The following is a 13,678-nucleotide window of genomic DNA, read 5'->3' as shown; positions in this document are numbered from 1 at the left end:
TTATAATTCTATATTCTTATTTTTCGGCAAAGTAAACACGATACAAGCACCTTTTATACTTGGTTGTGCCCAAATTTTACCTTTGTGATGGTCAATTATTTGTTTGCAAATAGCTAATCCTAAACCGCTACCAACAGGTTTTTTAATATTCTGATTGGTCGATTGATAGAATTTTTCAAATATGGCTTCAAAATCATTTGGGTTAATCCCTTTTCCGTTATCATGTACGAAAGTATGAATAAAATTATCTTTTTCAATAATTTGAATAGTAATTAATCCTTCGCTATCTGGACAAAATTTGATAGCATTTGATAATAAATTAGTTACAACTTGCACTATTCTATCTTCGTCGTAGTAAGCATTGATTTTATCTTTACTTTCAATATGAATCGTAATGCTTTTATTTCTAATGAGTTGTTGTAACGGTTCAATAGATTTTTCGACTGTTGCAACTAAATTATTTTTACTTGGATTGATGGTTTGCTTTCCGGTTTCAAACTTTTCTAAATCCAAAATTTTATCAATCAAACGATTCAATCTATCCGATTCAGAAATGATGTTTTGAAGAAATTGCTTTTTTAATTCTTCTGGAATTTCGTCATCATCGTGCAAAATTTCACTGGCTGCACGAATTGCTGTAATTGGCGTACGAAGTTCGTGAGTCACAGTATCTAAAAACTCATCCTTTTGCTTGTCTTTAATCATTAAAGATGCATTGGCATTCTGCAATTTGGCAGTGATTTCTTTTAATTCGTTAGAAGTTTCAGTCAGCTTTTTATTAATGATAATGTTTTCTTTGGATTCTTCTAATATTTTTAAAACTTCAGGTAAGGTAATTTTTTCTTCTTTTACAACACTCGAAATCAATATTCTAGCCGAAGCCGTTCCGATATGACCTGTAAGAAGATTTTCAGCAAATTTGATTAATCTGGCATCAGCAAGTTCAATATTTTTATCAACATTATATTTTACATTGAAAATATTCATGGCACGTTTAGTTCGTTCTTCACCAAGAAAACGAATCAATACTTTTTCAATATCATTTCTGTAAGCTGTTCCTTTCCAAATAAATGCATCTTCGTGATTCGTGATGTATTTGTTTATATCAACAAACATTTCGGCATAGTTACGTTCACGATAATTCCCTTTAAAACTCACAGAAACTGCGAAATATGTAACCGAATTAAACAACAAACTCCAAAATAACGCATGTGGAACTGGTTGCAAGTAATCCAATCCAAAAAGTTGAAATGGTTTTAGCAAATGAAATCCCATAAAACCTTCAGAAATAAAATTACTTGAACTATTCGAAATTCCAATGGCGTAAGGAATTAGTAAGGTATAAATGCAAATAGCAAAACCTACCAAAATACTATATACAGCTCCTAATCGCGAACCTCTTCTCCAAAATAAAGCTCCGAAAAAAGCTGGTGCTAATTGCGAAATAATAACAAACGCAACCAATCCGATAGAAACTAAATTATAATCTAATCCGAAAAATCTATAGATAAAATAAGACAAGATGATTAATGAAAAGATTCCTATTTTTCTACTATTTAAAATGCTTTTACTACTTACGGAATCTTCACTTTTTAGTTTTCCTAACAAGTTGTAAGGAATTAAAATGTTATTGGTAATCATGGTTGAAAGTCCGATAGAAGAAACAACAATCATAGAAATAGCTGCTGAAAATCCTCCGAGAAATACCATTACAGTTAATGTTTTTTCATCGAATAATTGTGGAATTAACAACGAATAAGTATCTGAATTTACATTTTTTCCATCAAACAAAATATTTCCACCCCAAGCTATTGGATATACAAAAATATTAAACAATAAAAGATACAATGGAAATAACCAAACGGCAGTATTGATATGATTTTCGCGATTGTTTTCAATTACTGATACCTGAAATTGCCTTGGTAAAAGAAAAATAGCAAACATAGAAAGCACGCAAAGTAAAAACCAGTTGATTGCTTGAGGCAAACCTCCAATGGTATTTTTTTCTTTAAAATGATCTAATAAACTTGCTTTTTGGTAAATATCATCAAAACCATCAAAGACAAAAAAGGTAACATAAACACCAATGATGACAAAGAAAACTAATTTTAAAACACTCTCCATTGCAACAGCAGTAACAATTCCTTTTCTTTTTTCGGAAGCATCGACATATCGAGTTCCGTAATAAGATGCAAAAAGTGCTAAAGCAACGGCAACATAAGTTGTTGTATCATTCAGAATTAGAGAACTTGTGGCAGTTTTGGTTACCACGTGAAAAGTTTCAGAAATAGCTTTTAATTGTAAAGAAATATACGGAATAATTCCTGTGAGGCAAATAACGGTTACGATAGCTCCAAGAAAACGACTGTTTCCATATCGAAGTGAAATGAAATCGGCAATGCTTGAAATTTTATTTACTCTAGATATTCGGATAATCTTTCGAAGAATTAATATCCATGAAGGTGCGATGATTATTGGTCCGAGATAAATTGGAAGATAACTCAAACCGCTATCAGCTGCAACGCCAATACTTCCGTAATAAGTCCAAGCGGTACAATAAACGGCTAATGATAAAGTGTAAACATAAGGATTATTCGTCCATTTACTGTTACCTTTTTTCTCTGCCCAGTGAGCGATGTAAAAAAGAACCGCTAAATATCCTGAAAGAATTATTAAAAGCGCTATACTATTCATTGTATCGTTTTACAATTAGAAGTGAAACCAATATTGAAAACAACCAAATAGAGAAAAAGTAAATATAAACTACAGGAAACCCAAGAAAATTTTGCGCAGAATCAAACAGCAATGCAATAGGAAGATTAAAACCTATTAACAAAACTATAGAAACGATAACTAATTTTTGTTGATGTCTTTTTTTCATACTATTTGCCACAAAGGCACCAAGTCACAAAGTTTTATATGTAAAACAATATCTTACGAAAATACACAAACTTTTAAACTTATTAAACTTTTAAACTCATAAACTTCTTAAAATGCTCAAAAGCCCTTAAGTAAATAAGAGCTTCTGAGACTAACCAATAAAATTATTTAATCTTCGTATTCATCGGTGATTGCATACCAGCCAAAAATGGTTAAACCGGTAACAATCATAGGTAATAATATGAAGAAAACAATAATTCCAAAAACTAAATCGTCTTGTTTTCCAGTGGTCAATTTGTAACCAAAGATTCCAATTGAAAAGTAAGCAACTGCTGCAGCAAGAGCAATCCAAACTAATCCTAAATATTTTTTTAATGCGTTCATAGTTTTATATTTTAGTCGTGAAGAGTATTAATTTTTCTGTCAATGTAAATCATTCCGATAACGAAACAAACTGCGGCAATACCAATTGGATACCATAATCCTTCAAGGTAAAATTCTACATCTCCGGCTTCTTTTGCATTCGTTACAAAGTAAGTTGAAATTGCAGGAAGTAATCCTCCAAAGATACCATTTCCAACGTGATAAGGCAATGACATCGACGTATATCTGATTTTAACTGGGAACATTTCTACAAGGAATGCAGCAATTGGACCATAAACCATTGTTACAAAAATTACTTGAATGAAGACCATAAAGATTAAGAACCAACGATCACTACTATTAATCATTTTGGTAACTTTAGTTTCAATTTTGTCTTTTCCTTTGTCGTCAACCATTACTTTTCCTGCTTCAAAATGGATAGTTTTAATTTCTTCAACTGTAGTTCCATCAGTGTAAGCTTTTGTAGTAGTATAGATGGAATCCATTTTAGTATCATCAACTTCTTTTATAGAAGGCACAACTTTAGTTTGAGCAACAATTTCGCTTTTCTTAGTCAAATCTGTTGAATTATACATTGCTCTATAAATTGGGCGATATAATAAAATCGCTAACAACATTCCTGCCATCATAATTGATTTTCTACCCCATTTATCACTTAACCATCCAAAAAACACGAAGAAAGGAGTTCCCATAATTAATGCTACACCCAGAAGCATATCTACCTGTGAAGAATCAATACTTTGTACAGTTTTCAAGAAATTCATTGCATAGAATTGTCCAGTATACCAAACAACACCTTGTCCCATTGTAGCTCCAAATAATGCAAGAAGAACGAATTTTAAATTGAATTTATTTCCGAAACTTTCTTTTAATGGATTTGTTGATGTTTTTCCTTCAGCTTTAGTTTTAGCGAAAGCTGGAGATTCGTGCATGTTTTTACGAATTAAATACGAAACATAAACCATCAAGATTGATACCCAAAACGGAACTCTCCAACCCCATTCGTCAAATGCTTCTTTAGATAATGATGCTTTTGTAATTAAAATTACCATTAACGAAATGAATAAACCTACAGTTGCTGTTGTTTGAATCCATGAAGTCCAATATCCTTTTTCTCCTGGTGGTGCGTGTTCTGCTACATAAGTTGCTGCTCCACCATATTCACCTCCAAGAGCTAAACCTTGCAACAAACGAAGAATTAATACTAAAATCGGAGCAGCAAAACCAATAGTTTCATAACTTGGAATACATCCAATTACAAATGTTGCACCACCCATTAACATTAACGTTACCATGAACGTATATTTTCTTCCAATTAAATCACCTAATCTACCGAAGAAAAGTGCTCCAAACGGACGTACTACGAAACCAGCAGCAAATGTTGCTAACGTTGACAAGAAAGCAGCTGTTGGATTATCTGTTGGAAAGAATTTGGTAGATAATACTACGGCTAAACTACCGAAGATGTAAAAATCATACCATTCAATCATTGTTCCCATTGAGGAAGCGGAAATTACTTTCCAAATACCTGTTGTTTTTTTATCGCTCATATTTATATAGTTTTTAGTTTTTATTTAATTTAAAAAGAATACACAGCAGAAACTGTTGCTCTAAAATTTCCAACTTTATTTTCAGCACCAGAAATTGATAAGTCATTTTGTGTTTTTCCGTGAGTAGCAGCAGTATACTCTAATTCTGGAGTTAATCTGAATTTATTTTGTTTAAAATCAACTCTTGCAGAAGCTCTCCACATATCTTTTACTCCACGTGTTGCATTAATTCCTCTTGCATAAATATTAGCTGGTGCAACTGTTGATGAGGTTCCTTCTTGATTGGTATAACCAAAGAAAAATCCTGGTGCAGTTTTTTTGCTGTTACTAGCAATATCAATCCAAACTGAATTAGTTTTAATTCCTTCGTATGTAACAGGTTGAGTGCCATTTGCATAACTTGCATATCCACCAAGCATTACAAGATGGTGAAGATTTTCACCTGTAATTCCATAAGCTTTTATATGAAATTTCTCGTTGTTATATTTGAAATATCCAACAAGTGATGTGGAATTTAAAGTTTCGTTAGATTTTAAACCATTAGACTCAATTAATGGTTTATTTGGATAAAATTCAGCTCCTAAACCAGCTAAAACTGATTTGTTTCTGAATTCAATTTTACCGTGCATTGCAGGAATTACACTATTATAAACAGGAGAGTTTTGATTTCCATCTGCTGGAAATGCTCCAAATTCTCTGTCTTTGTAAGCTATAAATGAAAATCTAAATTTATCGTTCAATTTTTGATCAATTCTAAACTGAGTTGCCCATCCAAACGGATTGAAAGGAATTCCAGTAGAGAAGTTTGCAACACCAGGAAAAACTTCAGGTATAAAAGTTGGATACCAAGTTTGTCCAAAAGTTATAGCTGTTTTTTCCCAATCTAATTTAGCATAGGCATGGCGTAATCTAAGTAAACCAATAGTTTGTTGCGTATTTCCAAAAAAGTCACCTTCCAAAACTCCAGAAACTTTTGCACCCCAAACATTCGGACCAGTAGCCTTAACACCTAATCTTGAAACTACTGACAAAAAGTTTGACGCTCCTGTTTGATTAATATCGTCGCCATTAGCATCTAGTTTTTCATCCAATGGCCAAAGATTTAAATGATATTCTCTTACTTGTGCGGATTGTCTTGTATCCCAACTATAATCAACACGGGCAAAACCATATACATCTACTTTAAATGGAATTTCTGGAGCCTTTTGCTCTTGAGAAAATACTAAGGAAGTAAATAGTATTGCAACAATTAATAATTTTTTTTTCATAAGGTTTAAAATTTGGTTAGTAATTTATTTTTGCTTGACCAAATTCTAAAATTTTGTTAATGAAAAAAATTATGATATATATTTATGTTAATACTATAGTTAATCCTTGAAACGTTCCCATTTTATTAGCATAAATTTATCACCAAGTTCGGTAATAATCATACCTGCTCCTTTTAATTGGTCTTTATTTTTTAAAAATTCTACCAATTCTAAGTGGTTATATATCTTATAAGTAGGATGATAATCGGTATGATTAGGCTTAGTTACTTTATATTCCTTAACCCAATTACTAACAGTTACATGAGAAACACCGATAATACGCTCTATTTCTCTAAAACTTAATCCTTCCAAATAAAGTTGCAAAGCCTTAGTAACATAGTAACTATCGATCTTTTTTCCGAGTTTATTTACGGTAAAGTAATAATTGCATTTTTTACATAAAAACCTTTGTCTGTCTTTGATTACACCACTTTTTACAATGTTGTCACTTTGACATTTTGGACACGCTAAAATCTCCATATATATAAATTTTGCATAAATATACTAATTTAGCAAATATACAAAAGCATTTTTGCTATTTTTTTTAGTATAAAATTATATAGTATGCAATTTTACTGGGAAATTATTTCATTTATACTAATTTTTAGCCAAAAATTACTTTTTCAATGTTTTAATCGACGCTTTCAATGTGAAATTAATAAAGTTGATAATTTTTACCAATCGATTTTAGAATATTCCTATTAATTTCATTTAATTTGTAAAAACAATACAACAAAATGCAATTTGATCCCAAAGATTTAGATTCATCATCCTTATACAAACTTATTACAGGTTCTATAATTCCAAGGCCTATTGGTTGGATTTCAACAATAGACCAAAATGGAATTAACAACCTTGCTCCTTTCTCCTATTTTAATATTGTAGGTGAAAAACATATTATGTTTTCCACAGCTAAAAACAAAGGAAACAATAAAGACACTTTAAACAATATTCTTCAAAATAATGAATTCGTTCTAAACATGGTTACAGAAGATGTTGTGGAAGCTATGAATATGACATCAGCAGAATTACCAGCTAATGAAGATGAATTCATTCATGCTGGTCTTACTCCTATTGAGTGCAAACTAATAAAGCCTAAAAGAGTTAAAGAATCTAAAATTTCATTTGAATGTAAAATGATTCATAATTTCACAATGCCTCATCCAGAAAATAATGGAGCAACTATGATTGTTGGTGAAATTGTAATGATGCACTTTGATGATGATGTGCTTTTAGATAATTACAAAATCAATATGGAAAATTACAAACCTGTTTCAAGATTGGCAGGTTCAAATTATAGTAAAATAGGAGAAATATTCTCCATTAAAAGAAGTTAAATAAAAAAATCCGCGGAAATCAGTGTTGCATAGCATCCGTTTTATCCGCGTTCCATTTAAATATGAAAATAGCAGTAATTGGTGGTGGTCCAGGCGGACTATACTTTTCAATATTAACCAAAAAAGCAATGCCACATTGCCAAATCGATATTTACGAACGTAATAAATCGGATGATAGTTTTGGCTTTGGTGTAGTGTTTTCTGATGAAACTTTGGGAGAATTTCTAAAGCGTGACATGCAATCGTATGAATTAATTCGTAGCAAATTTGCCTATTGGGACGATATTATTATTGCTCGTGACGGACAAACTGTAAACATAGCAGGAAATGGATTTTGCGGATGTTCTAGAAAAACGTTACTACAATTATTACAACAAAGATGCATAGAAGAAGGTGTGAATTTGCATTTCGAACACAATGTAGATGATTTGAGTCAATTTGAAGATGCTGATATTATAATCGCTTCTGATGGAATTGGAAGTCAAATACGAACAAAATTTGCATCAGAATTTGGAACCAAAATCGAATTAAAGAAAAATCGATTTGTATGGTTGGGTTCTACAAAACCGTTAGACGCATTTACTTATTTTTTTAGAAATACCGAACACGGTTTAATCGTAGCACATTCCTATCAATATGAAGCCGGAATGAGTACATGGATATTTGAATGTTCTGACGAGACTTGGCAAAAATTCCAATTTGAAGTTACTAACGAGGAAGATACTATTACCAAAATTGCTGAAATTTTCAAAGAAGAACTCGATGGTCATCCACTAATTTCTAACAAATCACATTGGCGTCAATTTCCGCATGTAACTAATGAAAATTGGTATCATAAGAATATCGTTTTACTTGGTGATGCAAAAGCTACAGCACATTATTCAATAGGTTCAGGAACAAAACTTGCTATGGATTCTGCTATAGGTTTGTTTGATGCATTAATAGCTAATCCAAACGATGTACAAGCTGTCTTTCAACATTATGATAAATCCAGAAGGAATACTGTAGAAATGATTCAGTATGCTGCATTAGTATCGTTAGACTGGTTCGAAAACATGAACCGACATAATCAGCATCCTTTTTATCAATTTGCTTTCGGATGTATGACACGTGCTAAAAAAGTAACTTATGAAAACTTGCGTTTACGTGATAAATCATTTACCGATAAAGTTTTAGAAGAGTTCAACCAAAACCTACAACCCACAACCCAAAACCTACAACCTATTCCTGCTGCATTTTCAAAATTTAAATTAAGAGATTTAGAATTACAAAACCGAATTGCAATGTCATCAATGGGACAATATTCGGCAGAAAACGGATTAGTTAATGATTGGCATTTTCAGCATTATACCTCAAGAGCCATTGGTGGATTAGGATTGATTTTAACGGAAATGACAGCAGTTTCAGAAACTGGACGAATTACTTTAGGTTGTGCAGGTATATATAATGAAAATCAAATAGTTGAATGGAAACGAATAAATGATTTTATTCATAAAAATACACAAACAAAAATCGGAATTCAATTAGGACATTCTGGTCGAAAAGGTTTTTCGAAAATTCCTTGGGAAGATAGTTTTTATGGAGAAAGTTGGGAATTACTTTCAGCTTCAGCAATTCCATTTAATGAAAATTCTGCAACACCAAAAGAAATGACTTTCGCAGATATGGATTTGGTTACTTCACAATTCGTTCAAGCTACTATAAATTCAGACAACGCTGGATTTGATATGATCGAATTACAAGCGCATCACGGATTTTTATTAGCTTCTTTCCTATCACCATTAACTAACAATAGAACTGATGAATTCGGCGGAAGCATCGAAAACCGATTGAAATTTCCGCTAAGAGTTTTTACAGAAATGCGCAATGTTTTTCCAAAAGAAAAACCAATGTCAGTTCGAATTTCAGCAACCGATTGGGCAGAAAACGGAATTTCAGAAGAGGACATAATTACAATTGCAACTGCTTTCAAAAAAGCTGGAGCAGATATTATCAACGTTTCGACAGGAAATACAGTCGCTAATCAGAAACCTGTAACAGGCAGAATGTGGCAAACACCTTTTTCAGATGCGGTAAGAAATACAGTTGATATTCCAACGATTACGGCTGGTTATATTCAAGATATCGATCAAATAAATACAATTATTTTGAACAGAAGAGCCGATTTAGTAGCTTTAGGAAGACCTTTGCTATTGGATGCAAATTTTGTTAGAAACGCTCAAGCATATGAACAATTTCAGCCAAATGACATTCCAAATCAATACAAAATGGGAATATCACATTTATATCCATTAAAGGCTTCAGAAAGAAAACAAGCGGAAGGAATGAAAAAAGCTTTGAAACCTAAGAGTAATAAATTATAAATTACAAAAATCAAATCCCAAATTCCAATTAAAGTTAAAATTTGGAATTTGGAATTTTCAAAATTGGAATTTTCAAATGAAACACTACGAAGATAATTTTGCACATTTAAATTTACCAAGTTTAGACTTGCAACCGAATTATGTTTTTACTGATTTACCGCAATTTCGACATCCTGAAATGCTGAATTGTGTTGAAAAACTATTAGACAATCATATCAAAGGAGGTCGTGGAAACAACATATGCATTAGAACTTTTGAAGAAACTTGGACATATCAAGATTTATATGAGAAAGCCAATCAAATAGCGCACGTTTTAATTGATGATTTAGGTTTGAAATCTGGAAACAGAGTTTTAATTCGGTCGGCTAATAATCCAATGATGGTGGCTTGTTGGTTTGCTGTTTTAAAAGCTGGCGGAATTGTTGTTGCCACTATGCCACTTCTACGTTCCAAAGAATTAACAACTATAATTGATTGTGCCGAAATTTCTCATGCATTTTGTGATAAAGAATTAGAAGAAGAAATCCATTTAATAAAGTCCAATCTTTTAAAGAAAATTTGTTTCTACGGTAATTCTCAATTAGAAGAATTGATGGCTTCTAAACCAAAAACATTCAATAATTATCATTCAAAATCCGATTCGGTAGCTCTTATTGGTTTTACTTCTGGAACTACAGGATTGCCAAAAATGACTGCTCATTATCATAAAGATATTTTAAATATTTGCGAATGTTTTCCACAATATTCACTGCAACCAACTCAAAATGATATTTTTACAGGAAGTCCACCACTTGGGTTCACATTTGGTTTGGGCGGATTGGTTTTGTTTCCAATGTATTTTGGTGCCTCTACTTTTTTAATTGAAAAACCAAGTCCTGATTTACTTTTAAAAGCCATTCAAGATTATAAAATTACAATCTGTTTTACAGCACCAACCGCTTGGAGAATTATTACAACTAAAGTAAAAGAGTTTGATATTTCTAGCTTACGCAAATGTGTTTCTGCTGGCGAAACCCTACCGTTAAAAGTTTGGCAAGATTGGTATGATGCAACAGGATTAAAAATTATTGACGGAATTGGAGCAACAGAAATGCTGCATATTTTTATTTCATCTAATGAAGAAAACATGAAACCAGGAGCAACAGGATTAGCCATCACAGGTTATGAAGCCAAAATTATTGATACAAAAGGTAATGAATTGCCAAGAAACGAAGGAGGAAGATTAGCCGTTAGAGGAATTACAGGTTGTAAATATTTGAATAGAGAAGACAAACAAAAAGAATATGTTGAAAGCGGTTGGAACATCACTGGTGATATTTTCCGTCAAGATGAGGACGGATATTTTTGGTTTGTAGCTCGTGGCGATGATATGATTATTTCTTCAGGGTACAACATTGCAGCAATTGAAGTAGAATCTGTACTTTTAACACACGAAGATATTCTAGAATGTGCAGTGGTTGGAATGCCAGATGAAGAACGCGGAATGTTGGTTTGTGCACATATTGTTCTAAATGATCAATCTAAAGCAACAGATGCAATGAAAAACCGTATCCAGCATTGGTTCAAAGAAGTAGCTGCTCCATATAAATATCCAAGAGTAATTAATTTTATAGAAAATTTACCAAAAACAGAAACAGGAAAAATCCAACGATTTAAGTTGAAATAGTATCAAGATGAAAGTATTAAGTACTAAGACTTTATTTATAAATTGTTTATTTCTATTTGTTTTGTTTTTAACAAATTCATGCAACACTACTTTTAGAAAAGAAATAAATTCATCATTTGAAAAAACAAAACGAATCGAGATTTTGGCATACATTGATAGAAATCAGTGGGATGAAGAAGATAATCCTAATTATTTAAAATTAAATTATATAAAAAATGGCAAACTTGAAATTAATAAAAAGTATCTCAAAAATAGAATGACCTTAAATGAAGACCAAACAATAGTGCTAAAAGAAAGATTATCAAAATGTGAAATAGAAAATTGGGGTGCAAAATGCTATAATCCAAGACACGCACTATTATTTTATGATAAAAATGATAAAATATATGGTTACATCGAAATGTGTTTTGATTGTAATGGCAGTAAAAGTTCTGAAAACTTTAAAGCCTTTTCAGGATGTGCACTTGGTTTAAAGGAAACCCTAAAAGAATTTGGAATAACTTACTTTAATGAAGAATTATAATACTTACCTGAGATAATAACAAAAATAGAATTCGTGCAAATTTGTGCAATTCGTGTCTAAAGCAAAAAAATGAGAAAAGCATTCCTAATAATAAGCATCACCATCCTTTCCTTAACTGGAATTCTAATTTACGTCAATTGGAAATTTAGTTTTTTACTATTGATATTTATTCCATTGATTTTAATGGGATTATACGATATGTACCAATCCAAGAAAACCATTCGTAAAAATTTTCCTTTACTCGGAAGAATGCGTTATTTATTAGAAGGGCTTGGTCCAGAAATTCGTCAATATTTTGTTGAAACCGATTTAGAAGGAAAACCATTCAATCGTTTACAAAGAAGTATTGTCTACCAACGAAGCAAAAAAGAGTCTGATTCTATGCCTTTCGGAACGCAATTAGATGTTTATAAAGACGGTTACGAATGGATTAATCATAGTATTCGTGCCATTCCATTTTCTAAAGTAAATGAGAATCCTAAAGTTCATATTGGTTCGTCTCAATGTACCAAACCTTATGATGCAAGTATGTTCAATATTAGCGCCATGAGTTTTGGTTCGTTGAGCAAAAATGCCATTTTAGCATTAAATAACGGAGCAAAACAAGGCGGATTTTATCACAACACCGGTGAAGGTGGACTTTCTCCTTATCATCTTCAAGGTGGTGATGTCGTTTGGAATATCGGCACAGGTTATTTCAGTTGCCGCACCGATGAAGGAAAATTCAATTACGACGAATATGTAAAAAGAGCTACTTTAGACAATGTCAAAATGATTGAAATTAAGTTTTCTCAAGGTGCAAAACCAGGTCATGGAGGTATTTTGCCAAAAGAAAAAGTTACCGATGAAATTGCAGCTATCAGATTAGTTTCAAAAGGTCAAGATATTTTATCACCACCAACCCACTCTGCTTTTACAACACCTTTAGAATTAATGGATTTTGTAAAATTATTACGAAAAGGTTCAGAAGGAAAACCAATTGGAATTAAAATTTGCATCGGAAATAAATCGGAGTTTTTATCCATTTGTAAAGCAATGGTCGAAACCAAAACGTATTTAGATTTTATCACAGTTGATGGTGGCGAAGGTGGAACTGGTGCTGCGCCACAAGAATATTCCGATCACGTCGGAATGCCTTTGCGAGATGCAATTGCCTTTGTTTACGATTCATTAAATGGTTTCGGAATCAAAGATCAAATTAAAATCATTGCTTCTGGAAAAGTTATAACTGGTTTTGATATTGTTCGCACGCTTTCATTAGGTGCCGATTTATGTAATTCTGCTCGCGGAATGATGTTTGCTTTGGGTTGTATTCAAGCACTCGAATGTCACAACAACACTTGTCCAACCGGAGTTGCGACACAAAATCCCGATTTAATGAAAGGCTTAGTTCCTGAAGAAAAAAGCGTTCGTGTAGCACGATTCCAACACGAAACAGTAAAATCAGCAATGGATTTAATGGCCTCAGCTGGATTGTCGCATCCTGATGAAGTAACACGTGACGTAATCACCACAAGAATCGACCGAAACAAAGTAGAAACTTTTGCCGAAATATTTCCCGAATTAGAAACAGGTTGTTTGTTATTTGAAAGTACCGTTCCAAAAGATTTTTTGTATTTTTGGAGAAAAGCAAGTAGTGAGAAATTTTAATTTGTTCAAAAATAAAAA

The 13,678-nt window shown here is 32.3% G+C and carries 11 protein-coding genes; 5 read left to right on the top strand and 6 right to left on the bottom strand.

What is annotated here, in order from left to right; all coding sequences use genetic code 11:
* The 6 genes from ACIQ06_RS08660 to ACIQ06_RS08635 form a co-directional block, all read right to left on the bottom strand.
* Window positions 1-2,694, bottom strand: a complete 2,694-nt coding sequence (locus ACIQ06_RS08660; RefSeq protein WP_396145473.1) for an ATP-binding protein — start codon at window positions 2,692-2,694, stop codon at window positions 1-3.
* Window positions 2,687-2,881, bottom strand: a complete 195-nt coding sequence (locus tag ACIQ06_RS08655) for a hypothetical protein (protein ID WP_298303928.1) — start codon at window positions 2,879-2,881, stop codon at window positions 2,687-2,689. Before ACIQ06_RS08655 ends, ACIQ06_RS08660 begins: the two co-directional genes overlap by 8 nt.
* A 167-nt stretch (window positions 2,882-3,048) precedes the next feature.
* Window positions 3,049-3,264 carry a DUF6814 family protein gene (locus ACIQ06_RS08650; protein ID WP_396145471.1) on the bottom strand — a complete coding sequence of 72 codons (216 nt, stop codon included), beginning with the start codon at window positions 3,262-3,264 and terminating at the stop codon, window positions 3,049-3,051.
* 11 nt (window positions 3,265-3,275) lie between these two features.
* On the bottom strand, window positions 3,276-4,814 hold the full coding sequence (locus tag ACIQ06_RS08645) for an MFS transporter (RefSeq protein ID WP_396145469.1): 1,539 nt from the start codon (window positions 4,812-4,814) through the stop codon (window positions 3,276-3,278).
* Window positions 4,815-4,843: 29 nt separating this feature from the next.
* Window positions 4,844-6,082, bottom strand: a complete 1,239-nt coding sequence (locus ACIQ06_RS08640) for a DcaP family trimeric outer membrane transporter (protein WP_396145468.1) — start codon at window positions 6,080-6,082, stop codon at window positions 4,844-4,846.
* Window positions 6,083-6,181: 99 nt separating this feature from the next.
* Window positions 6,182-6,601, bottom strand: a complete 420-nt coding sequence (locus tag ACIQ06_RS08635) for a helix-turn-helix domain-containing protein (RefSeq protein ID WP_298303922.1) — start codon at window positions 6,599-6,601, stop codon at window positions 6,182-6,184.
* A 257-nt stretch (window positions 6,602-6,858) separates the two neighbouring features.
* Here ACIQ06_RS08635 and ACIQ06_RS08630 point away from each other — a divergent pair, with 257 nt between their 5' ends.
* The 5 genes from ACIQ06_RS08630 (at window position 6,859) to ACIQ06_RS08610 (ending at window position 13,660) form a co-directional block, all read left to right on the top strand.
* Complete coding sequence (locus tag ACIQ06_RS08630; protein ID WP_396145466.1) at window positions 6,859-7,458, top strand: flavin reductase family protein; 600 nt, start codon at window positions 6,859-6,861, stop codon at window positions 7,456-7,458.
* A 62-nt stretch (window positions 7,459-7,520) separates the two neighbouring features.
* Window positions 7,521-9,821: a bifunctional salicylyl-CoA 5-hydroxylase/oxidoreductase gene (locus ACIQ06_RS08625; RefSeq protein WP_396145465.1), complete on the top strand. Its 2,301-nt coding sequence runs from the start codon at window positions 7,521-7,523 to the stop codon at window positions 9,819-9,821.
* A 76-nt stretch (window positions 9,822-9,897) separates the two neighbouring features.
* Window positions 9,898-11,487, top strand: coding sequence for an AMP-binding protein (locus ACIQ06_RS08620; protein WP_396145463.1), 1,590 nt, complete (start codon window positions 9,898-9,900; stop codon window positions 11,485-11,487).
* A 7-nt stretch (window positions 11,488-11,494) separates the two neighbouring features.
* Window positions 11,495-12,010, top strand: coding sequence for a hypothetical protein (locus ACIQ06_RS08615; RefSeq protein ID WP_396145462.1), 516 nt, complete (start codon window positions 11,495-11,497; stop codon window positions 12,008-12,010).
* Window positions 12,011-12,079: 69 nt separating this feature from the next.
* Window positions 12,080-13,660 carry an FMN-binding glutamate synthase family protein gene (locus tag ACIQ06_RS08610; protein WP_396145460.1) on the top strand — a complete coding sequence of 527 codons (1,581 nt, stop codon included), beginning with the start codon at window positions 12,080-12,082 and terminating at the stop codon, window positions 13,658-13,660.
* Window positions 13,661-13,678: the final 18 nt, after the last annotated feature.

The organism is Flavobacterium sp. (assembly GCF_044341265.1).
Taxonomy (GTDB): Bacteria; Bacteroidota; Bacteroidia; order Flavobacteriales; family Flavobacteriaceae; genus Flavobacterium.
Note: the sequence above shows the minus strand (reverse complement) of the source record. Positions and strands in the feature narration are given on the sequence as shown.

Coding starts and splice junctions, on each gene's coding strand:
- ACIQ06_RS08635 (WP_298303922.1), bottom strand. CDS start 6,601: ATGGAGATTTTAGCGTGTCCAAAATGTCAAAGTGACAACATTGTAAAA.
- ACIQ06_RS08645 (WP_396145469.1), bottom strand. CDS start 4,814: ATGAGCGATAAAAAAACAACAGGTATTTGGAAAGTAATTTCCGCTTCC.
- ACIQ06_RS08650 (WP_396145471.1), bottom strand. CDS start 3,264: ATGAACGCATTAAAAAAATATTTAGGATTAGTTTGGATTGCTCTTGCT.
- ACIQ06_RS08610 (WP_396145460.1), top strand. CDS start 12,080: ATGAGAAAAGCATTCCTAATAATAAGCATCACCATCCTTTCCTTAACT.
- ACIQ06_RS08640 (WP_396145468.1), bottom strand. CDS start 6,082: ATGAAAAAAAAATTATTAATTGTTGCAATACTATTTACTTCCTTAGTA.
- ACIQ06_RS08630 (WP_396145466.1), top strand. CDS start 6,859: ATGCAATTTGATCCCAAAGATTTAGATTCATCATCCTTATACAAACTT.
- ACIQ06_RS08620 (WP_396145463.1), top strand. CDS start 9,898: ATGAAACACTACGAAGATAATTTTGCACATTTAAATTTACCAAGTTTA.
- ACIQ06_RS08660 (WP_396145473.1), bottom strand. CDS start 2,694: ATGAATAGTATAGCGCTTTTAATAATTCTTTCAGGATATTTAGCGGTT.
- ACIQ06_RS08655 (WP_298303928.1), bottom strand. CDS start 2,881: ATGAAAAAAAGACATCAACAAAAATTAGTTATCGTTTCTATAGTTTTG.
- ACIQ06_RS08625 (WP_396145465.1), top strand. CDS start 7,521: ATGAAAATAGCAGTAATTGGTGGTGGTCCAGGCGGACTATACTTTTCA.
- ACIQ06_RS08615 (WP_396145462.1), top strand. CDS start 11,495: ATGAAAGTATTAAGTACTAAGACTTTATTTATAAATTGTTTATTTCTA.